At 61.0% G+C, this 22,842-nt stretch carries 20 protein-coding genes; all 20 read left to right on the plus strand.

Translation table 11 applies throughout. From position 1 onward, the window contains the following. Positions 1–16: 16 nt before the first annotated feature. The 20 genes from secE to rplV all read left to right on the plus strand — a co-directional run bounded on the left by secE (position 17) and on the right by rplV (position 22,833). Positions 17–397: a preprotein translocase subunit SecE gene (gene secE, locus CFB47_RS01530; RefSeq protein ID WP_006482892.1), complete on the plus strand. Its 381-nt coding sequence runs from the start codon at positions 17–19 to the stop codon at positions 395–397. Between the two features lies 1 nt (position 398). Next, complete coding sequence (nusG, locus tag CFB47_RS01535) at positions 399–956, plus strand: transcription termination/antitermination protein NusG (RefSeq protein WP_006400672.1); 558 nt, start codon at positions 399–401, stop codon at positions 954–956. 142 nt (positions 957–1,098) lie between these two features. After that, positions 1,099–1,530, plus strand: coding sequence for a 50S ribosomal protein L11 (gene rplK, locus CFB47_RS01540; RefSeq protein ID WP_006477201.1), 432 nt, complete (start codon positions 1,099–1,101; stop codon positions 1,528–1,530). After that, a complete protein-coding gene (gene rplA / locus CFB47_RS01545; protein ID WP_006482906.1) occupies positions 1,531–2,229 on the plus strand; it encodes a 50S ribosomal protein L1 in 699 nt (232 codons plus the stop codon). A 308-nt stretch (positions 2,230–2,537) separates the two neighbouring features. Continuing rightward, a complete protein-coding gene (gene rplJ, locus CFB47_RS01550) occupies positions 2,538–3,035 on the plus strand; it encodes a 50S ribosomal protein L10 (RefSeq protein ID WP_021161756.1) in 498 nt (165 codons plus the stop codon). A gap of 63 nt (positions 3,036–3,098) precedes the next feature. Next, on the plus strand, positions 3,099–3,473 hold the full coding sequence (gene rplL / locus CFB47_RS01555; RefSeq protein ID WP_021161757.1) for a 50S ribosomal protein L7/L12: 375 nt from the start codon (positions 3,099–3,101) through the stop codon (positions 3,471–3,473). A 377-nt stretch (positions 3,474–3,850) separates the two neighbouring features. Next, entirely contained in the window at positions 3,851–7,957 is a 4,107-nt protein-coding gene (gene rpoB / locus CFB47_RS01560) for a DNA-directed RNA polymerase subunit beta (protein WP_089439036.1), read from the plus strand. A 21-nt stretch (positions 7,958–7,978) separates the two neighbouring features. Then, positions 7,979–12,223: a DNA-directed RNA polymerase subunit beta' gene (gene rpoC / locus CFB47_RS01565; protein WP_089439037.1), complete on the plus strand. Its 4,245-nt coding sequence runs from the start codon at positions 7,979–7,981 to the stop codon at positions 12,221–12,223. Positions 12,224–12,463: 240 nt separating this feature from the next. Beyond that, positions 12,464–14,311: a DNA helicase RecQ gene (gene recQ, locus CFB47_RS01570; protein ID WP_089460336.1), complete on the plus strand. Its 1,848-nt coding sequence runs from the start codon at positions 12,464–12,466 to the stop codon at positions 14,309–14,311. Positions 14,312–14,538: 227 nt separating this feature from the next. Further along, a complete protein-coding gene (rpsL, locus tag CFB47_RS01580; RefSeq protein WP_006400662.1) occupies positions 14,539–14,919 on the plus strand; it encodes a 30S ribosomal protein S12 in 381 nt (126 codons plus the stop codon). Positions 14,920–15,091: 172 nt separating this feature from the next. Continuing rightward, positions 15,092–15,562, plus strand: a complete 471-nt coding sequence (rpsG, locus tag CFB47_RS01585; RefSeq protein ID WP_006477195.1) for a 30S ribosomal protein S7 — start codon at positions 15,092–15,094, stop codon at positions 15,560–15,562. A gap of 123 nt (positions 15,563–15,685) precedes the next feature. After that, a complete protein-coding gene (fusA, locus tag CFB47_RS01590) occupies positions 15,686–17,788 on the plus strand; it encodes an elongation factor G (protein ID WP_006482929.1) in 2,103 nt (700 codons plus the stop codon). Positions 17,789–17,827: 39 nt separating this feature from the next. Beyond that, positions 17,828–19,018: an elongation factor Tu gene (gene tuf / locus CFB47_RS01595; RefSeq protein WP_089460337.1), complete on the plus strand. Its 1,191-nt coding sequence runs from the start codon at positions 17,828–17,830 to the stop codon at positions 19,016–19,018. Between the two features lie 286 nt (positions 19,019–19,304). Then, positions 19,305–19,616 carry a 30S ribosomal protein S10 gene (gene rpsJ / locus CFB47_RS01600; RefSeq protein WP_004199280.1) on the plus strand — a complete coding sequence of 104 codons (312 nt, stop codon included), beginning with the start codon at positions 19,305–19,307 and terminating at the stop codon, positions 19,614–19,616. A 177-nt stretch (positions 19,617–19,793) separates the two neighbouring features. After that, complete coding sequence (rplC, locus tag CFB47_RS01605; RefSeq protein WP_006482922.1) at positions 19,794–20,444, plus strand: 50S ribosomal protein L3; 651 nt, start codon at positions 19,794–19,796, stop codon at positions 20,442–20,444. After that, positions 20,444–21,064, plus strand: coding sequence for a 50S ribosomal protein L4 (gene rplD, locus CFB47_RS01610; protein ID WP_011350675.1), 621 nt, complete (start codon positions 20,444–20,446; stop codon positions 21,062–21,064). The genes rplC and rplD overlap by 1 nt, the downstream gene beginning before the upstream one ends. Further along, on the plus strand, positions 21,061–21,375 hold the full coding sequence (gene rplW, locus CFB47_RS01615) for a 50S ribosomal protein L23 (RefSeq protein WP_004199275.1): 315 nt from the start codon (positions 21,061–21,063) through the stop codon (positions 21,373–21,375). The genes rplD and rplW overlap by 4 nt, the downstream gene beginning before the upstream one ends. 2 nt (positions 21,376–21,377) lie before the next feature. Beyond that, positions 21,378–22,205 (plus strand): 50S ribosomal protein L2, encoded by an 828-nt coding sequence (gene rplB / locus CFB47_RS01620; RefSeq protein WP_006482900.1) that lies wholly within the window; start codon positions 21,378–21,380, stop codon positions 22,203–22,205. A gap of 10 nt (positions 22,206–22,215) precedes the next feature. Further along, the gene (gene rpsS, locus CFB47_RS01625) at positions 22,216–22,491 is read left to right on the plus strand and encodes a 30S ribosomal protein S19 (RefSeq protein ID WP_004199273.1); all 276 of its coding nucleotides are present in this window, start codon (positions 22,216–22,218) and stop codon (positions 22,489–22,491) included. Between the two features lie 12 nt (positions 22,492–22,503). Continuing rightward, positions 22,504–22,833, plus strand: a complete 330-nt coding sequence (gene rplV, locus CFB47_RS01630) for a 50S ribosomal protein L22 (protein ID WP_004199272.1) — start codon at positions 22,504–22,506, stop codon at positions 22,831–22,833. Positions 22,834–22,842 lie beyond the last annotated feature (9 nt).

A 22,842-nucleotide genomic window follows, 5' to 3' on the forward strand; every position in this document is an offset into this window, starting at 1 on the left:
TTTGTTTTAAGGTGTTATGGCGAATCCATCCGTCGAAACTGTAAATACCTCCGGCGATAAGCTGATGCTGGCCCTGGGCGTATTGTTGGTCTTGGCCGGATTCGTGGGCTTCTTCTGGCTGGCCAATCAGCAATGGTATGTCCGCGGTGCTGCGTTGGCGGTCGGTATCATCGCCGGCGTTGCCGTCGGGCTGATGTCCGCACCTGGCAAGAGTCTCATCGCCTTTGCCAAGGATTCGTACAAGGAAGTCCGGAAGGTCGTTTGGCCCACCCGCAAGGAAGCAACGCAAACCACACTCGTCGTGTTCGGTTTCGTGCTCGTGATGGCGATTTTCCTCTGGTTGAGTGACAAATCGATCGAATGGGTGATTTTCTCGGCGATTCTGGGTTGGAAATGATATGAGCGATACTCCGGCATCCCCGAGCGGAAAGCGTTGGTACGTCGTGCACGCCTACTCCGGTATGGAGAAGAGCGTGCAGCGTGCGCTTCAGGAGCGCATCGAACGTGCTGGCATGCAGGACAAATTCGGTCAGATCCTGGTCCCGACCGAAGAAGTGGTCGAAGTCAAAGGTGGCCACAAGGCAGTGACTGAGCGTCGTTTCTTCCCCGGCTACGTGCTGGTCGAGATGGAAATGACGGACGAAACGTGGCACCTCGTGAAGAACACCGCGAAGGTTACCGGTTTCGTCGGCGGTGCGCGTAATCGCCCGACCCCGATTTCCCCGAAGGAAGTCGAGAAGATCATGTCGCAGATGCAGGAAGGCGTCGAGAAGCCGCGCCCGAAGACCCTGTTCGAAGTCGGCGAGATGGTGCGTGTCAAGGAAGGCCCGTTCACGGACTTCAACGGCACCGTCGAGGAAGTCAACTACGAAAAATCGCGCGTGCGTGTATCGGTCACCATTTTTGGCCGATCCACCCCGGTCGAACTCGAGTTCGGTCAGGTCGAAAAAGTTTGATCCCGATTCGGTGGGCAGCCTCGGCTGCCCACCTTCGCGCTTACGGTCCGCGTCATGGCCGTTGAGGAGCGTCAGTAGCCCGTGGCGAAAGCGCGTTATTACTCACCGAACGCCTTCTCTGGCGTTCCAATGAGGTTCACAAATGGCAAAGAAGATTATCGGCTTTATCAAGCTGCAGATCCCTGCAGGTAAAGCCAACCCGTCGCCGCCGGTCGGTCCGGCACTGGGCCAGCGCGGCCTGAACATCATGGAGTTCTGCAAGGCGTTCAACGCGCAGACTCAAGGCATGGAGCCGGGTCTGCCGGTGCCGGTGGTCATCACGGCATTCGCTGACAAGAGCTTCACGTTCGTGATGAAGACGCCGCCGGCGACCGTCCTGATCAAGAAGGCGGCGAAGGTGGACAAGGGCTCGAGCAAGCCGCACACCGACAAGGTCGGTTCGATCACGCGCGCTCAAGCTGAAGAAATCGCGAAGACCAAGATGCCGGACCTTACGGCAGCTGATCTGGACGCAGCCGTTCGCACCATCGCTGGTAGCGCACGCTCGATGGGCATCACTGTGGAGGGCGTGTAAATGGCTAAGATCTCCAAGCGCCGTCAGGCATTTGCCGCCAAGGTTGATCGTCAGAAGCTGTACGCGATCGAAGACGCACTGAGCCTCGTGAAGGAATGCGCGAGCGCGAAGTTCGACGAGTCGATCGACGTCGCAGTCCAGCTCGGCATCGATGCAAAGAAGTCGGATCAAGTCGTTCGTGGTTCGGTCGTTCTGCCGGCCGGTACGGGCAAGTCGGTTCGCGTTGCTGTGTTCGCGCAAGGCGAGAAGGCTGAGCAAGCACGTGCAGCAGGCGCGGAAATCGTCGGTATGGAAGACCTGGCAGAGCAGATCAAGGCTGGCCAGATGGACTTCGACATCGTGATCGCTTCGCCGGACACGATGCGTATCGTCGGTACGCTCGGTCAGATCCTGGGCCCGCGCGGCCTGATGCCGAACCCGAAGGTCGGCACGGTCACGCCGGACGTCGCAACCGCCGTCAAGAACGCGAAGGCTGGTCAGGTGCAATTCCGTGTCGACAAGGCCGGTATCATCCACGCGACCATCGGCCGTGCATCGTTCGAACCGACCGCACTGCGCTCGAACCTGTCGGCGCTGATCGAAGCGCTGCAGAAGGCAAAGCCGGCAACGAGCAAGGGCGTCTACCTGCGCAAGATCGCACTGTCGAGCACGATGGGCGTCGGCGTGCGTGTCGACCAGGCTACGCTGGCAGCACAGTAAGCAAGTATTCGGGCCGCTTCGTTCGCGAAGCGGCCTACATGGGCTTTGGGCGGTTGTTCGTGCAGTAGGGCGGGCAACCGGTTATCAAAGACCGTTGGTGGGGCACAGCAGTCAGGTGATCCCTTAATTCAAGCCAACGCAGATGGCGAACCCGAAAAAGTTTTGCAGTGGTGAAGCCGCAGGCCGCGAAGCGATTCCCGGCGTGAGGTGGAAATACTCCTAACGAGGTCGGACGCCGTTGTTGAACGAGGTACGTGAGGTTTCGGCCATGCCGGCTGCGCCGAACGTATCGTTTCTGGAGGCTAACCGTGCCGCTTAATAGAGAAGACAAGCAAGCCGTCGTCGCTGAGGTTTCCGCGCAAGTCGCGAAGGCCCAGACCGTTGTGCTGGCTGAGTATCGTGGAATTGCGGTTGGCGATCTGACCAAGCTGCGCGCGAAAGCGCGTGAGCAACAGGTGTACCTGCGCGTGTTGAAGAACACGCTGGCGCGTCGCGCTGTTGAAGGTACCCCGTTTGCTCCGCTGGCAGAGCAGATGACTGGCCCGTTGATCTACGGCATCTCGGAAGATGCAATTGCTGCTGCTAAGGTCGTCAACGACTTCAGCAAGAGCAATGACAAGTTGGTCATCAAGGCTGGTTCGTTCGATGGCAAGGTGATGGACAAGGCTGGCGTGCAAGCGCTGGCAAGCATCCCGAGCCGCGAAGAACTGCTCTCGAAGCTGCTGTTCGTTATGCAATCGCCTGTTTCGGGCTTCGCGCGCGCTCTGGCCGCGCTGGCCGAGAAGAAGCAAGCGGAAGCTGCGTAATCGAGCGTGCATCAGCGTCATTGATCGCTGGCTGTATCCGAATTCAATTTAGGAGTATTTCAAATGGCAATCGCAAAAGAAGACATCCTGGCAGCAGTCGAAGGGATGACCGTTCTGGAACTGAACGAACTGGTCAAGGCATTCGAAGAGAAGTTTGGCGTGTCGGCAGCTGCAGTGGCAGTCGCTGGCCCGGCAGGCGGCGGCGCAGCTGCTGCAGCAGAAGAAAAGACCGAATTCACGGTCGTTCTGGCTGAAGCAGGCAGCAACAAGGTTGCAGTCATCAAGGCAGTTCGCGAACTGACGGGCCTGGGCCTGAAGGAAGCGAAGGACGTCGTTGACGGCGCACCGAAGGCTGTCAAGGAAGGCGTCGACAAGGCTGCTGCTGAAGAAGCCAAGAAGAAGCTGGAAGAAGCAGGCGCGAAGGTCGAAGTCAAGTAAGTTTCGGCGCGCTGTGCGAAGGCTGGCGGTATTTTCACCGCCGGCCTTTTTGTGCTTTGTGGGGACGTTATTCTGGCACTCATTCGGGAGCCCGAATAATCGGCCCCAGAAGCCAAAGAAAACCGCCTGATCGTTGTCATGGGTCACGAATGGCGGTTCTCTTTGTCTTCTGAAGCGACTGCAGAAGGCAAGTTTGGTCGGGTAGCGGGCAACACAGGCATCCGCTGCCGTCAGCCAGCGGTTGGTAGCGGCCAACCACCAAGCTTCTCGGCTCGTTCAAGCCGTCGGACGGCCATCGGGTCTCAGTCGGTGAACACTCGGGTTTGAAACGTCCAGGTATTCCGCCTCGATAGCACCCGCCGTGATTCGGAGATCGTATGCAATATTCCTTCACCGAGAAGAAGCGCATTCGCAAGAGTTTCGCGAAGCGCCCCATCGTTCACCAAGTTCCTTTCTTGCTGGCTACCCAGCTTGAATCATTCAGCACGTTTCTGCAAGCCGATGTGCCGGCCACGCAACGCAAGCCTGAAGGTTTGCAGGCCGCGTTCACATCGGTATTTCCCATTGTTTCGCACAACGGTTTCGCACGTCTCGAGTTCGTGAGCTATGCGTTGTCCGCGCCGGCATTCAACATCAAGGAATGCCAGCAGCGCGGCCTGACGTACTGCTCCGCGCTGCGCGCGAAGGTCCGCCTTGTCATCCTCGACAAGGAATCGCCGAACAAGCCGGTCGTCAAGGAAGTGAAAGAGCAGGAAGTGTACATGGGCGAAATTCCGCTCATGACGCCGACGGGCTCGTTCGTCATCAACGGCACTGAGCGTGTCATCGTCTCGCAGCTGCACCGTTCGCCGGGCGTGTTCTTCGAACACGACAAGGGCAAGACGCACAGCTCGGGCAAGCTGCTGTTCTCGGCACGGATCATTCCGTACCGCGGCTCGTGGCTCGACTTCGAATTCGATCCGAAGGACATCCTGTACTTCCGCGTCGACCGTCGCCGCAAGATGCCGGTCACGATCCTGCTGAAGGCCATCGGCCTCACGCCGGAACAGATCCTCGCGAACTTCTTCGTGTTCGACAACTTCACGCTGATGGACGAAGGCGCGCAACTCGAGTTCGTGCCCGAGCGCCTGCGTGGTGAAGTCGCGCGCTTCGACATCACGGATCGTGATGGCAAGGTCATCGTCCAGAAGGACAAGCGGATCAACGCGAAGCACATTCGCGACCTCGAAGCCGCGAAGACCAAGTTCATCTCGGTGCCGGAAGACTATCTGCTCGGCCGCGTGCTGGCGAAGAACGTCGTCGACGGCGACACCGGCGAAGTGATCGCGAGCGCGAACGACGAAGTCACGGAAAGCGTGCTCGAGAAGCTGCGCGAAGCGGGCATCAAGGACATCCAGACGCTCTACACGAACGACCTGGACCAGGGCCCGTACATCTCGTCGACGCTGCGTGTCGACGAAACGACCGACAAGACGGCCGCGCGCATCGCGATCTACCGCATGATGCGTCCGGGCGAGCCGCCGACCGAAGAAGCGGTCGAGGCACTGTTCAACCGTCTGTTCTACAGCGAAGAAGCGTACGACCTGTCGAAGGTCGGCCGTATGAAGTTCAACCGCCGCGTCAGCCGTGACGAGATCACCGGCCCGATGACGCTGCAGGACGACGACATCCTCGCGACGATCAAGATCCTCGTCGAGCTGCGCAACGGCAAGGGCGAAGTGGACGACATCGACCACCTCGGCAACCGTCGTGTGCGTTGCGTCGGCGAACTGGCGGAAAACCAGTTCCGCGCAGGTCTCGTGCGTGTCGAGCGCGCGGTCAAGGAACGCCTCGGCCAGGCCGAAAGCGAAAACCTGATGCCGCACGACCTGATCAACTCGAAGCCGATTTCGTCGGCGATCCGCGAGTTCTTCGGTTCGTCCCAGCTGTCGCAGTTCATGGACCAGACCAACCCGCTGTCGGAAATCACGCACAAGCGTCGTGTTTCCGCACTGGGCCCGGGCGGTCTGACGCGCGAACGCGCAGGCTTTGAAGTCCGCGACGTGCACCCGACCCACTATGGCCGCGTGTGCCCGATCGAAACGCCGGAAGGTCCGAACATCGGCCTGATCAACTCGCTCGCACTGTATGCGCACCTGAACGAGTATGGCTTCCTCGAGACGCCGTACCGCAAGGTCGTGGACAGCAAGGTGACCGACCAGATCGACTACCTGTCGGCGATCGAAGAAGGCCGCTACATGATCGCTCAGGCAAACGCCGCGATCGACGAGAACGGCCAGCTGATCGACGAACTCGTGTCGTCGCGTGAAGCCGGCGAAACGATGATGGTCACGCCGGACCGCATCCAGTACATGGACGTCGCGCCGTCGCAGATCGTGTCGGTCGCAGCTTCGCTGATTCCGTTCCTCGAGCACGATGACGCGAACCGTGCGCTGATGGGTTCGAACATGCAGCGTCAGGCCGTGCCGTGTCTGCGTCCCGAAAAGCCGGTCGTCGGTACGGGCATCGAGCGCACCTGTGCGGTCGACTCGGGTACGACGGTCCAGGCGTTCCGCGGCGGCGTCGTCGACTATGTCGACGCAGGCCGTATCGTGATTCGCGTGAACGACGACGAAGCAGTCGCAGGTGAAGTCGGTGTCGACATCTACAACCTGATCAAGTACACGCGTTCGAACCAGAACACGAACATCAACCAGCGTCCGATCGTGAAGATGGGCGACAAGGTCTCGCGCGGCGACGTGCTGGCCGACGGCGCCTCGACGGACCTGGGTGAGCTCGCGCTCGGCCAGAACATGCTGATCGCGTTCATGCCGTGGAACGGCTACAACTTCGAGGATTCGATCCTGATCTCGGAGAAGGTCGTGGCCGACGATCGCTACACGTCGATCCACATCGAAGAGCTGAACGTCGTTGCACGCGACACGAAGCTCGGGCCGGAAGAAATCACGCGCGACATCTCGAACCTGGCAGAAGTCCAGCTCGGCCGTCTCGACGAATCGGGCATCGTGTACATCGGTGCTGAAGTCGAAGCAGGCGACGTGCTGGTCGGCAAGGTCACGCCGAAGGGCGAGACCCAGCTGACGCCGGAAGAGAAGCTGCTGCGCGCGATCTTCGGCGAGAAGGCCTCCGACGTGAAGGACACGTCGCTGCGCGTGCCGTCGGGCATGAGCGGCACCGTGATCGACGTCCAGGTGTTCACGCGTGAAGGCATCCAGCGCGACAAGCGTGCGCAACAGATCATCGACGATGAACTGAAGCGTTACCGTCTCGACCTGAACGACCAGCTGCGCATCGTGGAAGGCGACGCGTTCCAGCGTCTCGCACGCATGCTCGTGGGCAAGGTCGCGAACGGCGGTCCGAAGAAGCTCGCGAAGGGCACGAAGATCGACCAGGCTTACCTGGAAGACCTCGACCACTACCACTGGTTCGACATCCGCCTCGCGGACGACGAAGCAGCGGCGCAGCTCGAAGCGATCAAGAACTCGATCGAAGAAAAGCGTCACCAGTTCGACCTCGCGTTCGAAGAGAAGCGCAAGAAGCTCACGCAAGGCGACGAACTGCCGCCGGGCGTGCTGAAGATGGTCAAGGTGTACCTCGCGGTCAAGCGTCGCCTGCAGCCTGGCGACAAGATGGCAGGCCGTCACGGTAACAAGGGTGTCGTGTCGAAGATCGTCCCGATCGAAGACATGCCGTACATGGCCGATGGCCGTCCGGCAGACGTCGTGCTGAACCCGCTGGGCGTTCCGTCGCGGATGAACGTGGGTCAGGTTCTGGAAGTGCACCTCGGCTGGGCCGCGAAGGGCCTCGGCTGGCGTATCGGCGAAATGCTGCAGCGTCAGGCGAAGATCGAGGAACTGCGCGTGTTCCTGACGAAGATCTACAACGACTCGGGCCGCAAGGAAGACCTCGAAAGCTTCACGGACGAAGAGATCCTCGAACTCGCGAAGAACCTGCGCGAAGGCGTGCCGTTCGCAACGCCGGTGTTCGACGGTGCGACCGAGGAAGAAATGGGCAAGATGCTCGACCTCGCGTTCCCGGACGACATCGCTGAACAGCTCGGCATGAACCCGTCGAAGAACCAGGTTCGTCTGTACGACGGCCGCACGGGTGAAATGTTCGAACGTCGCGTGACGCTCGGCTACATGCACTACCTGAAGCTGCACCACTTGGTCGACGACAAGATGCACGCGCGTTCGACCGGCCCGTACTCGCTCGTCACGCAGCAGCCGCTGGGTGGTAAGGCGCAGTTCGGTGGCCAGCGTTTCGGTGAAATGGAAGTGTGGGCACTCGAAGCGTACGGCGCGTCCTACGTGCTGCAGGAAATGCTGACGGTGAAGTCGGACGACGTGACCGGCCGGACGAAGGTGTACGAAAACCTCGTCAAGGGCGATCACGTGATCGATGCAGGCATGCCGGAATCCTTCAACGTGCTCGTGAAGGAAATCCGCTCGCTCGGTATCGATATCGATCTCGACCGCAATTAATCGGACTACGGAGAGAAAGCAATGAAAGCTCTGCTCGATCTATTCAAGCAAGTCCAACAGGAAGAAGTTTTCGACGCGATCAAGATCGGTCTGGCCTCGCCGGACAAGATCCGTTCGTGGTCGTTCGGCGAAGTGAAGAAGCCGGAGACCATCAACTACCGTACGTTCAAGCCGGAACGCGATGGTCTCTTCTGCGCGAAGATCTTCGGGCCGATCAAGGACTACGAGTGCCTGTGCGGCAAGTACAAGCGTCTGAAGCACCGCGGCGTGATCTGCGAGAAGTGCGGCGTCGAAGTGACGCTGGCGAAGGTGCGTCGCGAACGGATGGGCCACATCGAGCTGGCCTCGCCGGTCGCTCACATCTGGTTCCTGAAGTCGCTGCCGTCGCGTCTGGGCATGGTGCTCGACATGACGCTGCGCGACATCGAACGCGTGCTGTACTTCGAAGCGTATGTGGTGATCGAACCGGGCATGACGCCGCTGAAAGCGCGGCAGATCATGACCGAAGAGGATTACTACAACAAGGTCGAGGAATACGGCGACGAATTCCGTGCCGAAATGGGCGCGGAAGGCGTGCGTGAACTGCTGCGCGCGATCAACATCGACGAGCAGGTCGAGACGCTGCGCACCGAGCTGAAGAACACCGGCTCGGAAGCGAAGATCAAGAAGTACGCGAAGCGCCTGAAGGTCCTCGAGGCATTCCAGCGCTCGGGCATCAAGCCCGAGTGGATGATCCTCGAAGTGCTGCCGGTGCTGCCGCCGGAACTGCGTCCGCTCGTGCCGCTGGACGGCGGCCGTTTCGCGACGTCGGACCTGAACGACCTGTATCGCCGCGTGATCAACCGTAACAACCGGTTGAAGCGTCTGCTCGAGCTGAAGGCACCTGAAATCATCGTCCGCAACGAAAAGCGGATGCTGCAGGAAGCCGTCGACTCGCTGCTCGACAACGGTCGTCGCGGCAAGGCGATGACGGGCGCAAACAAGCGTCCGCTGAAGTCGCTCGCCGACATGATCAAGGGTAAGGGCGGTCGTTTCCGTCAGAACCTGCTGGGCAAGCGCGTCGACTACTCGGGCCGTTCGGTCATCGTGGTCGGCCCGACGCTGAAGCTGCACCAGTGCGGCCTGCCGAAGCTGATGGCGCTCGAGCTGTTCAAGCCGTTCATCTTCAACAAGCTGGAAGTGATGGGCGTCGCGACGACCATCAAGGCTGCGAAGAAGGAAGTCGAGAACCAGACGCCGGTGGTGTGGGACATCCTCGAAGAGGTGATCCGCGAGCACCCGGTGATGCTGAACCGTGCGCCGACGCTGCACCGTCTCGGTATCCAGGCGTTCGAGCCGGTGCTGATCGAAGGCAAGGCAATTCAGCTCCACCCGCTCGTCTGCGCGGCGTTCAACGCCGACTTCGACGGTGACCAGATGGCCGTTCACGTGCCGCTGTCGCTCGAAGCGCAGATGGAAGCGCGGACGCTGATGCTGGCGTCGAACAACGTGCTGTTCCCGGCCAACGGCGATCCGTCGATCGTGCCGTCGCAGGATATCGTGCTGGGTCTGTACTACGCGACCCGCGAAGCGGTTAACGCCAAGGGCGAAGGCCTGTCGTTCACGGGCGTGTCGGAAGTGATCCGCGCGTACGAGAACAAGGAAGTCGAGCTGGCATCGCGTGTCAACGTGCGGATCACCGAAATGGTCCACAACGAAGACACGTCGGAAGGCGCACCGCCGTTCGTGCCGAAGATCTCGCTGTATGCGACGACCGTCGGCCGCGCGATCCTGTCGGAGATCCTGCCGCACGGCCTGCCGTTCTCGGTGCTGAACAAGCCGCTGAAGAAGAAGGAAATCTCGCGCCTGATCAACACGGCGTTCCGCAAGTGCGGTCTGCGCGCGACGGTGGTGTTTGCCGATCAGCTGATGCAGTCGGGTTTCCGTCTCGCGACGCGTGCCGGCATCTCGATCTGCGTGGACGACATGCTCGTGCCGCCGCAGAAGGAAACGATCGTCGGCGACGCCGCGAAGAAGGTGAAGGAGTACGACCGCCAGTACATGTCGGGTCTCGTCACCGCGCAGGAACGCTACAACAACGTGGTCGACATCTGGTCGGCAACGTCGGAAGCGGTCGGCAAGGCGATGATGGAGCAGCTGTCGACGGAGCCGGTGACGGACCGCGACGGCAAGGAAACGCGCCAGGAATCGTTCAACTCGATCTACATGATGGCCGACTCGGGCGCCCGGGGTTCGGCGGTTCAGATTCGTCAGCTGGCCGGTATGCGAGGCCTGATGGCGAAGCCGGACGGCTCGATTATCGAGACGCCGATTACCGCGAACTTCCGCGAAGGTCTGAACGTGTTGCAGTACTTCATCTCGACCCACGGTGCACGTAAGGGTCTGGCTGATACGGCACTGAAGACCGCGAACTCGGGTTACCTGACGCGTCGTCTCGTCGACGTCACGCAGGATCTGGTCGTGGTGGAAGACGATTGCGGCACGTCGAACGGCGTGGCGATGAAGGCACTCGTCGAAGGCGGTGAAGTCGTCGAAGCGCTGCGCGACCGTATCCTCGGCCGCGTTGCGGTGGCGGACGTCGTGAACCCGGAAACGCAGGAAACGGTGTACGAATCGGGCACGCTGCTCGACGAAACGGCGGTCGAGGAAATCGAACGCCTCGGCATCGACGAAGTGCGCGTGCGCACGCCGCTGACCTGCGAAACGCGTTACGGCCTGTGCGCAGCCTGCTACGGTCGTGACCTCGGCCGCGGCTCGCTCGTGAACGTCGGCGAAGCAGTCGGCGTGATCGCGGCACAGTCGATCGGTGAACCGGGCACGCAGCTGACGATGCGTACGTTCCACATCGGTGGTGCGGCATCGCGTGCGGCAGTGGCTTCGTCGGTCGAAGCGAAGAGCAACGGTATCGTGCGCTTCACGGCGACGATGCGCTACGTCACGAACGCGAAGGGCGAGCAGATCGTCATTTCCCGTTCGGGCGAAGCGATGATCACCGACGATTTCGGTCGCGAGCGCGAGCGTCACAAAGTGCCGTACGGCGCGACGCTGCTGCAGCTCGACGGTGCGACGATCAAGGCAGGCACGCAGCTCGCCACGTGGGATCCGCTGACGCGTCCGATCATCACCGAGTACGGTGGTACGGTGAAGTTCGAGAACGTCGAGGAAGGCGTGACCGTCGCGAAGCAGATCGACGACGTGACCGGCCTGTCGACGCTGGTCGTGATCGACGTGAAGCGTCGTGGCTCGCAAGCTTCGAAGAGCGTGCGTCCGCAGGTCAAGCTGCTCGACGCGAACGGCGAAGAAGTGAAGATTCCGGGCACGGAGCACGCAGTGCAGATCGGCTTCCAGGTCGGCGCACTGATCACCGTGAAGGATGGTCAGCAGGTGCAGGTCGGTGAAGTGCTCGCACGTATCCCGACGGAAGCGCAGAAGACGCGTGACATTACCGGCGGTCTGCCGCGGGTGGCGGAACTGTTCGAAGCGCGTTCGCCGAAGGATGCCGGCATTCTCGCGGAAGTCACCGGTACGACGTCGTTCGGTAAGGACACGAAGGGCAAGCAGCGTCTCGTCATCACGGACCTCGAGGGCAATCAGCACGAGTTCCTGATCGCGAAGGAAAAGCAGGTTCTGGTTCACGATGCCCAGGTGGTCAACAAGGGCGAAATGATCGTGGACGGTCCGGCCGATCCGCACGACATCCTGCGTCTGCAGGGTATCGAGGCGCTGTCGCGCTACATCGTCGACGAAGTGCAGGACGTGTATCGTCTGCAGGGCGTGAAGATCAACGACAAGCACATCGAGGTGATCGTTCGCCAGATGCTGCGTCGTGTGCAGATCACCGACAACGGCGATACGCGCTTCATCCCGGGCGAGCAGGTCGAGCGTTCCGACATGCTGGACGAGAACGATCGCATGATCGCCGAGAACAAGCGTCCGGCTTCGTACGACAACGTGCTGCTTGGTATCACGAAGGCATCGCTGTCGACCGACTCGTTCATCTCCGCGGCATCGTTCCAGGAAACGACCCGGGTGCTGACCGAAGCGGCGATCATGGGCAAGCGCGACGATCTGCGTGGCCTGAAGGAAAACGTGATCGTCGGCCGTCTGATTCCGGCCGGTACGGGTCTCGCGTTCCACAAGGCACGCAAGGCGAAGGAATCGTCGGATCGCGAGCGTTTCGACCAGATCGCAGCGGAAGAGGCATTCGACTTCGGCACGCCGAGCGCGCCGGCAGAAGAGCCGCAGCAACATCCGGCAGCCGAGTAAGTGCGGGCGGCGCGAGCCGCCTTGCCTTACCTTGCTGTCACCGAGACCGCCCGGTTATGCCGGGCGGTTTTTTTTCATCTGTCGTTCATGCGCATGACGGGCCTGCCGCGCGGCTGCCGCAGGCCCGTCATGCGCGCGAACGAATCCTGGCCAATCGGCCAAATCCGCACGATTCGCCACGCGTCGCGCGAGCGGGTTGTTAAAATTGCGGTCATCGCTTAGCCGTCCCTGCCCTCATTCATGTCCCGCGCCCTCGAAATCCTCGACGAAGTATTTGGTTATCCCGCATTTCGCGGCCAGCAGGGCGAGATCGTCGAACACGTCGCCGGCGGCGGCGATTGCCTTGTGCTGATGCCGACCGGCGGCGGCAAGTCGTTGTGCTACCAGATTCCGGCGCTGCTGCGCCGCGAGGCCGGGCAGGGCGCCGGCATCGTCGTATCGCCGTTGATCGCGCTGATGCAGGACCAGGTCGCCGCACTGAGCGAAGTGGGGGTGCGCGCCGCGTACCTGAATTCGACGCTGTCGGGCGCCGAGGCCGCGGCGACCGAGCGCGCGCTGCGCGAGGGCGAAATCGACCTGCTGTACGTCGCGCCGGAACGGCTGATGACGGGGCGCTTCCTCGATCTGCTCGAGCGCGCGAAGATCGGCCTGTTCGCGATCGACGAAGCGCACTGCGTGTCGCAATGGGGGCACGATTTCCGCCCGGAATACATTCAACTGTCGGTGCTGCACGAGCGGTTCCCGGCGGTGCCGCGAATCGCGCTGACGGCCACGGCCGATGCGATTACGCGCGACGAGATCATCCACCGTCTCGCGCTCGACGATGCGCGCGTGTTCGTGTCGAGCTTCGACCGCCCGAACATCCGCTACCGGATCGTCGAAAAGGACAACGCGCGCTCGCAACTGCTCGATTTCATTCGTGCCGAGCACACGAATGCCGACGGTACGACCGATGCCGGCGTCGTCTATTGCCTGTCGCGCCGCAAGGTCGAGGAAACGGCCGAATGGCTGAAAGCGCAGGGCGTGCGTGCGCTACCGTATCACGCGGGCATGGAGTTCGAGGTGCGGCAGAAGCATCAGGAAATGTTCCAGCGCGAGGAGGGCATCGTGATGTGCGCGACGATCGCGTTCGGCATGGGCATCGACAAGCCGGACGTGCGCTTCGTTGCGCACCTGGATCTGCCGAAAAGCGTCGAAGGCTACTACCAGGAAACGGGCCGCGCCGGCCGCGACGGGATGCCTGCGAATGCGTGGATGGCGTACGGCCTCGGCGACGTCGTCCAGCAGCGCAAGATGATCGACGAGTCCGATGCGGACGATGCGCACAAGCGCGTCCAGACGTCGAAGCTCGACGCGCTGCTCGGGCTGTGCGAGACGATCTCGTGCCGACGCGTGCGGCTGCTGAACTACTTCGGCGAGGAGAGCAAGCCGTGTGGCAACTGCGATACGTGCCTCGAGCCGCCGGCGTCGTGGGACGCCACGCGTGAGGCGCAGATGGCGCTGTCGTGCGTATTCCGCGCGCAGCGTGCAAGCGGCTTCAATTTCGGCTCGAGCCACCTGATCGAGATCCTGCGCGGCGGGCGCACCGAAAAGGTGTTGCAGCGCGGCCACGACCAGCTCACGACGTTCGGAATCGGCGCGTCGCTGTCGGAGCCCGAATGGCGGGCGATTTTCCGGCAGCTCGTCGCGTACGGCTACCTGGCCGTCGATCATGGCGGCTTCGGCGCGCTCGTGCTGACCGAGGCCGCGAAGCCTGTGCTGAAGAACGAGGAGAAGGTCACGCTGCGCCGCTACGTGAAGCCGCAGCGCACGCGCCAGTCGTCGAGCCGCAGCGGTACGCGCGTCGATCCGACGGCCGGCATGGGCACGCGTGAGCGCGCACGGTGGGATGCGCTGCGCGCGTGGCGTGCGGAAACGGCGAAAACGGACGGCGTGCCGGCCTACGTGATCTTCCACGACGCAACGCTCGCCGAGATCGCACGCAACGCGCCGGAGACGATCGACGACCTGCGCCATATCCCCGGCATGGGCGTGCGCAAGCTCGAACGCTTCGGCGACGAGATCATCGACGTCGTCGAGTCAGCCTGACACAGGTGTTCCGACCCCTCCGGTAAACCACGCGTTCGGCTGGCGAATCACGCAAGCCGTTGACTTAGTTGGTATTTCCGGAATATCATGCTGGGTTCCGGTATTCGGTGGGCCGAGTCGCGTTCCAAGGTTCGCACCCGTTTCGCCGGTTCGGAAGTCAACTGTGCGCCGATTCTCGCTTTGCCCGAAATCGATGCGCAGATTTTGTTCAATTTCAGGAATAAACAATGCCAACCATCAACCAACTGGTTCGCAAAGGCCGTCAGTCGGAAACGACGAAGAGCAAGAGCCCGGCCCTGCAGGACTGCCCCCAGCGTCGCGGCGTGTGCACCCGTGTGTACACGACGACGCCGAAGAAGCCGAACTCGGCACTCCGTAAGGTCGCCAAGGTTCGTCTGACGAACGGCTTCGAAGTGATTTCGTACATCGGTGGTGAAGGCCACAACCTGCAGGAACACTCGGTTGTGCTGATCCGCGGCGGCCGTGTGAAGGACTTGCCGGGTGTGCGTTACCACATGGTTCGCGGCTCGCTGGATACCCAGGGCGTCAAGGACCGTAAGCAAGCGCGCTCGAAGTACGGCGCGAAGCGTGCAAAGGCTGCCAAGTAAGCAGTTTTTGATCAGGGATCGCCGCAGGGCGGTCAAGGCGGGAGTGCCGGATTGCCGGTGCTGTCGAGTAAGTGGTCACCCGGCCAAGCTGGTTAGTCGTGAAGATGTGATCGGGTTTGTTGGTGGCCGCGGAGCTGGAACCAGCTCCAACTGAACAAGTAAAGGAAGAATCATGCCGCGTCGTCGCGAAGTCCCCAAGCGGGAAGTGTTGCCGGATCCGAAGTTCGGTAACGTTGATGTAGCCAAGTTCATGAACATGCTGATGCTGTCCGGCAAGAAGTCGGTCGCAGAGCGCATCGTTTATGGCGCATTCGAACAAATCCAGACCAAGGGTGGCAAGGACCCGCTGGAAGTGTTCACGGTTGCGCTCAACAACGTCAAGCCGGTGGTCGAAGTGAAGAGCCGTCGCGTTGGTGGTGCCAACTATCAAGTTCCGGTCGAAGTGCGCCCGTCGCGTCGTATGGCATTGGCGATGCGCTGGCTGCGTGAGGCTGCGAAGAAGCGTAGCGAGAAGTCGATGGCCCTGCGCCTGGCAGGTGAACTCTCCGAAGCGGCCGAAGGCCGTGGCGGCGCGATGAAGAAGCGCGACGAAGTTCACCGCATGGCAGAAGCCAACCGCGCGTTCTCGCATTTCCGTTTCTAAGCGCCTGGCTGGGCTTTTAGCGGAAATAAATTCCGGGCGGGTGCGCTTTTCAGGCGCCTCGCCCGTTTGTGTTGAAGCATGATGCAGCAGGGCTGCATCGTGTCATCCCAGTAGAGGATCAAAGTGGCTCGCAAGACTCCTATCGAGCGCTACCGCAATATCGGTATTAGCGCTCACATCGACGCCGGCAAAACGACGACGACCGAGCGCATTCTGTTTTACACCGGTGTGAACCACAAGATCGGTGAAGTCCACGACGGCGCAGCCACGATGGACTGGATGGAGCAGGAACAGGAGCGTGGCATCACGATCACGTCCGCTGCTACCACCGCCTTCTGGAAGGGCATGGGCGGCAACTATCCGGAACACCGCATCAACATCATCGACACGCCGGGCCACGTCGACTTCACGATTGAAGTTGAGCGCTCGATGCGCGTGCTCGACGGCGCGTGCATGGTGTACTGCGCAGTGGGCGGCGTGCAGCCGCAGTCGGAAACGGTGTGGCGCCAGGCTAACAAGTACAAGGTGCCGCGTCTCGCGTTCGTCAACAAGATGGACCGTACCGGCGCGAACTTCTTCAAGGTCTACGACCAGCTCCGTCTGCGCCTGAAGGCGAACCCGGTTCCGGTCGTGGTGCCGATCGGCGCGGAAGAGAACTTCAAGGGCGTCGTCGACCTGATCAAGATGAAGGCGATCATTTGGGACGAAGCGTCGCAAGGCACGAAGTTCGACTACGTCGACATCCCGGCCGAGCTCGCAGAGACCTGCAAGGAATGGCGCGAAAAGATGGTCGAAGTGGCTGCTGAAGCCAGCGAAGACCTGATGAACAAGTACCTGGAAGAAGGCGACCTGCCGGAAGCCGACATCGTCAAGGCGCTGCGTGATCGTACGATCGCGTGCGAAATCCAGCCGATGCTGTGCGGTACCGCGTTCAAGAACAAGGGCGTGCAGCGTATGCTCGACGCCGTGATCGACTTCCTGCCGTCGCCGGTCGACATCCCGCCGGTCAAGGGCGAGCTCGAAAACGGTGAAGAAGCAGAGCGCAAGGCGTCGGACGAAGAGAAGTTCTCGTCGCTCGCGTTCAAGATCATGACCGACCCGTTCGTCGGCCAGCTGATCTTCTTCCGTGTGTACTCGGGCGTCGTCAACTCGGGCGACACGCTGCTGAACTCGACCAAGGGCAAGAAGGAACGCCTCGGCCGTATTCTGCAGATGCACGCGAACCAGCGTGAGGAAATCAAGGAAGTCCGCGCAGGCGACATCGCCGCAGCGGTCGGCCTGAAGGAAGCGACCACGGGCGACACGCTGTGCGACCCGGCGAACCCGATCGTTCTCGAGCGCATGGTGTTCCCGGAGCCGGTGATTTCGCAGGCTGTCGAGCCGAAGACCAAGGCTGACCAGGAAAAGATGGGCCTCGCACTGAACCGTCTGGCTCAGGAAGACCCGTCGTTCCGCGTGCAGACCGACGAAGAGTCGGGCCAGACCATCATTTCGGGCATGGGCGAACTCCACCTCGAAATTCTGGTCGACCGGATGAAGCGTGAATTCGGCGTGGAAGCAACCGTCGGCAAGCCGCAGGTTGCCTACCGCGAAACGATCCGTTCGACGGCGAAGGACGTCGACGGCAAGTTCGTCAAGCAGTCGGGTGGTCGCGGCCAGTACGGTCACGCAGTCATCACGCTCGAGCCGAACGAACAAGGCAAGGGCTACGAGTTCTTCGACGAGATCAAGGGTGGTGTGATTCCGCGTGAATACATCCCGGCGGTCGACAAGGGTATCCAGGACACGCTGAAGTCGGGCGTGCTGGCTGGCTTCCCGGTCGTCGACGTGAAGGTTCACCTGACGTTCGGTTCGTACCACGACGTTGACTCGAACGAAAACGCGTTCCGCATGGCCGGTTCGATGGCGTTCAAGGAAGCGATGCGCAAGGCGAACCCGGTCGTCCTCGAGCCGATGATGGCTGTCGAAGTCGAGACGCCGGAAGACTACATGGGCAACGTGATGGGCGACCTGTCGGGCCGTCGCGGTATCGTCCAGGGCATGGAAGACATGGTTGGCGGCGGCAAGATCGTGCGCGCCGAAGTACCGCTGTCGGAAATGTTCGGTTACTCGACGTCGCTGCGTTCGCTGACGCAAGGTCGTGCAACGTACACGATGGAGTTCAAGCACTACGCTGAAGCTCCGCGCAACGTTGCAGAAGCGATCATCAGCGCGAAGTCGAAGTAATTCGTTATCTCAATCGATAATTTTTGAAAGAAGAGAATCATGGCAAAAGGTAAATTCGAGCGGACCAAGCCGCACGTGAACGTTGGTACGATTGGTCACGTTGACCACGGCAAGACGACGCTGACGGCAGCGATCACGACGGTTCTGACGAAGAAGTTCGGCGGCGAAGCGAAGGCATACGACCAGATCGACGCGGCACCGGAAGAAAAGGCGCGCGGCATCACGATCAACACGGCACACGTCGAGTACGAAACGGCTAACCGCCACTACGCACACGTCGACTGCCCGGGCCACGCTGACTATGTGAAGAACATGATCACGGGCGCAGCGCAGATGGACGGCGCGATCCTGGTTTGCTCGGCAGCAGACGGCCCGATGCCGCAGACGCGTGAGCACATCCTGCTGGCACGTCAGGTTGGCGTTCCGTACATCATCGTGTTCCTGAACAAGTGCGACATGGTGGACGACGCTGAACTGCTCGAGCTGGTCGAGATGGAAGTTCGCGAACTCCTGTCGAAGTACGACTTCCCGGGTGACGACACGCCGATCGTGAAGGGTTCGGCCAAGCTGGCGCTGGAAGGCGACACGGGCGAGCTGGGTGAAGTGGCGATCATGAGCCTGGCCGACGCGCTGGACACGTACATCCCGACGCCGGAGCGTGCAGTTGACGGCGCGTTCCTGATGCCGGGGGAAGACGTGTTCTCGAGCTCAGGTCGTGGCACGGTCGTGACGGGTCGCGTTGAGCGCGGCATCGTGAAGGTCGGCGAAGAAATCGAAATCGTCGGTATCAAGCCGACGGTGAAGACGACCTGCACGGGCGTTGAAATGTTCCGCAAGCTGCTGGACCAAGGTCAGGCAGGCGACAACGTTGGTATCCTGCTGCGCGGCACGAAGCGTGAAGACGTGGAGCGTGGCCAGGTTCTGGCGAAGCCGGGTTCGATCACGCCGCACACGCACTTCACGGCTGAAGTGTACGTGCTGAGCAAGGACGAAGGCGGCCGTCACACGCCGTTCTTCAACAACTACCGTCCGCAGTTCTACTTCCGTACGACGGACGTGACGGGCTCGATCGAGCTGCCGAAGGACAAGGAAATGGTGATGCCGGGCGACAACGTGTCGATCACGGTGAAGCTGATCGCTCCGATCGCGATGGAAGAAGGTCTGCGCTTCGCAATCCGCGAAGGCGGCCGTACGGTCGGCGCCGGCGTCGTCGCCAAGATCATCGAGTAATATCGACGATCCGCGGATCCCACGGGATCCGCGATTCCGCGGTATGCAGTCCGTACCGTCGAAACCGGGTGTCCAGCTTGCGCTGGCACCCGGTTTTGTTTTTCCGTCACGCGAACGCGCGGGGCGAGAAACTCGCACCATCGCTCCAGAATTTCGTGTAGAATCGCGGGCTTAGCAGTGGAAGTACCGTCCGGAACCTGATGTCTCGCTCCCCGCAGGCGTCAAGTTTCACGTTCTTTTAGTGTCCGGCGATGCAACATCGCCTCGCTCTTTCCAAGGAATCGTCATGCAGCAACAGAAAATCCGCATTCGCCTGAAGGCATTCGACTATCGTCTGATCGATCAATCGGCTGCCGAGATCGTCGATACCGCGAAGCGGACTGGCGCAATCGTCCGTGGCCCGGTGCCGCTGCCGACGCGCATTCAGCGTTTTGACATCCTGCGTTCGCCGCACGTCAACAAGACGTCGCGCGATCAGCTCGAAATCCGTACCCACCAGCGCCTGATGGACATCGTCGATCCGACCGACAAGACGGTTGACGCGCTGATGAAGCTCGACCTGCCGGCTGGCGTCGACGTGGAAATCAAGCTGCAGTAAGGCTTCCAGCGCCGATCGGCTTGCCGGGCGGCGCTAAGTCTTTGATTGCTTGCGGAAAACGCGAAGGCGGGCTATAATGCTTGGCTTTTCGCGTATTCGCGTAAAAAAGTTGGGCCTTGCGTGCCCGGCATTTTGTAAATCAGCCCCGACCAATCGCAGTCGGGAATGGAGAAAATGATGAGCCTTGGACTCGTAGGTCGCAAGGTTGGCATGACCCGTATCTTCACGGCGGAAGGGGATTCGATTCCCGTCACCGTGCTGGACGTGTCGGACAACCGCGTGACGCAGATCAAGACTGTTGAAACCGACGGCTACACGGCCGTGCAGGTTGCATTCGGCTCCCGTCGTGCCTCGCGCGTGACGAAGCCGCTGGCAGGTCATCTCGCCAAAGCCGGTGTTGAAGCCGGTGAAATCCTCAAGGAATTCCGCATTGACGCGGCCAAGGCAGCTGAGCTGTCGAATGGCGCCGTGGTCGGTGCCGATCTTTTCGAAGTGGGCCAGAAGGTCGACGTGCAAGGCGTGTCGATCGGTAAGGGCTACGCCGGTACGATCAAGCGTTACAACTTCTCCTCCGGCCGTGCCACGCACGGTAACTCGCGCTCGCACAACGTGCCGGGCTCGATCGGTATGGCGCAGGATCCGGGTCGTGTTTTCCCGGGTAAACGCATGACGGGTCACATGGGTGACGTGACGGTGACGGTGCAGAACCTCGAAATCGCCCGTATCGACGCAGAGCGCAAGCTGCTGCTCGTGAAGGGTGCGATTCCGGGCGCGAAGGGCGGCAAGGTCTTCGTGACGCCGGCCGTCAAGACCAAGGGGGCGAAATAATGGAACTCAAGCTCCTGAACGAAAATGGTCAGGAAGGTGCAGTGGTCAACGCATCGGACGTCGTGTTCGGTCGTGACTACAACGAAGCGCTGATCCACCAGGTCGTCGTCGCTTACCAGGCGAATGCTCGCCAGGGTAACCGCGCACAGAAGGACCGTGAGCAAGTCAAGCACACGACGAAGAAGCCGTGGCGCCAGAAGGGTACGGGCCGCGCTCGTGCCGGTATGTCGTCGAGCCCGTTGTGGCGTGGCGGTGGTCGTATCTTCCCGAATTCGCCGGAAGAAAACTTCTCGCACAAGGTCAACAAGAAGATGCATCGCGCAGGTCTCTGCTCGATCTTCTCGCAGCTGGCCCGTGAAGGCCGTCTGTCGGTCGTCGAGGACATCATCCTCGAAGCGCCGAAGACCAAGCTGCTGGCCGAAAAATTCAAGACCATGGGTCTCGACTCCGTGCTGATCATTACGGATACGGTCGACGAGAACCTGTACCTGGCTTCGCGCAACCTGCCGCACGTGGCGATTGTCGAGCCGCGCTACGCTGACCCGCTGTCGCTGATCTACTTCAAGAAAGTGCTGGTCACGAAGGCTGCGGTCGCCCAGATCGAGGAGTTGCTGTCATGAGCGAGATTCGCAAGAACGATCATCGTTTGATGCAGGTCCTGCTCGCGCCGGTGATCTCGGAAAAGGCGACGCTGGTTGCCGACAAGAACGAGCAAGTCGTGTTCGAAGTCGCACCGGATGCCACGAAGCAGGAAGTGAAGGCGGCTGTCGAGCTGCTGTTCAAGGTTGAAGTTGATTCGGTCAACGTGCTGGTTCAGAAGGGCAAGCAAAAGCGCTTCGGCCGTTCGATGGGCCGTCGCAAGGACGTGAAGAAGGCGTACGTTTGCCTGAAGCCCGGCCAGGAAATCAACTTTGAAGCGGAGGCCAAGTAATCATGGCAATCGTTAAAGTTAAGCCGACATCGCCGGGTCGCCGCGCGATGGTCAAGGTGGTCAACAAGAACCTGCACCAGGGCAAGCCGTTCGCGGCACTGCTCGACTCGCAGAGCTCGACCGCCGGCCGTAACAACAACGGTCGTATCACCACGCGTCACAAGGGTGGTGGTCACAAGCAGCACTACCGTATCGTCGATTTCCGTCGCACGAAGGATGGCATTCCGGCAAAGGTCGAGCGTCTCGAGTACGACCCGAACCGTAGCGCGAACATCGCGCTGGTGCTCTACGCAGACGGCGAACGTCGCTACATCATCGCCCCGAAGGGCCTGACCGTCGGCCAACAGCTGATGTCGGGTTCGGAAGCGCCGATCCGTGCAGGCAACACGCTGCCGATCCGCAACATTCCGGTCGGTACGACGATCCACTGCATCGAGATGCTGCCGGGCAAGGGCGCGCAAATGGCGCGTTCGGCCGGTACGTCGGCCATGCTGCTCGCCCGTGAAGGCGTCTACGCGCAGGTTCGTCTGCGTTCGGGCGAAATCCGCCGCGTGCACATCGAGTGCCGTGCAACGATCGGTGAAGTCGGCAACGAAGAGCATAGCCTGCGCCAGATCGGCAAGGCTGGCGCGAACCGCTGGCGCGGTATCCGCCCGACGGTGCGTGGCGTTGCGATGAACCCGGTTGATCACCCGCACGGTGGTGGTGAGGGCAAGACGGCTGCAGGTCGCGATCCGGTTAGCCCGTGGGGTACGCCGGCTAAGGGTTATCGCACCCGTAGCAACAAGCGCACGACGACGATGATCGTCCAGCGCCGTCACAAGCGTTAAGGAGTAGGCAATGGCACGTTCTGTTAAAAAAGGTCCGTTCTGCGACGCCCATTTGCTGAAGAAAGTTGAGGCGGCTGCAGCTTCGCGCGACAAAAAGCCGATCAAGACCTGGTCGCGTCGTTCGACGATTCTGCCGGATTTCATCGGCCTGACGATCGCTGTTCACAACGGCCGTCAACACGTTCCGGTGTACATCTCGGAAAACATGGTCGGCCACAAGCTTGGCGAGTTCGCACTGACCCGTACGTTCAAGGGTCACGCAGCCGACAAGAAGGCCAAGAAATAAGGGGCAATCAAGATGGAAGTGAAAGCAATTCATCGCGGTGCCCGCATCTCGGCGCAGAAAACGCGCCTTGTGGCTGACCAGATCCGCGGTTTGCCGGTCGACAAGGCGCTGAACGTTCTGACGTTCTCGCCGAAGAAGGCGGCTGGCATCGTGAAGAAGGTTGTGCTGTCGGCAATCGCGAATGCGGAGCACAACGAAGGCGCTGATATCGACGAGCTCAAGATCAAGAGCATCTACGTCGACAAGGCTGCATCGCTCAAGCGTTTCACCGCGCGCGCCAAGGGCCGCGGTAACCGCATCGAGAAGCAATCCTGTCACATCACTGTGACGGTCGGGAATTAAGGAGCCATA

Source organism: Burkholderia sp. AU27893 (genome assembly GCF_002223205.1).
Lineage (GTDB): Bacteria > Pseudomonadota > Gammaproteobacteria > Burkholderiales > Burkholderiaceae > Burkholderia.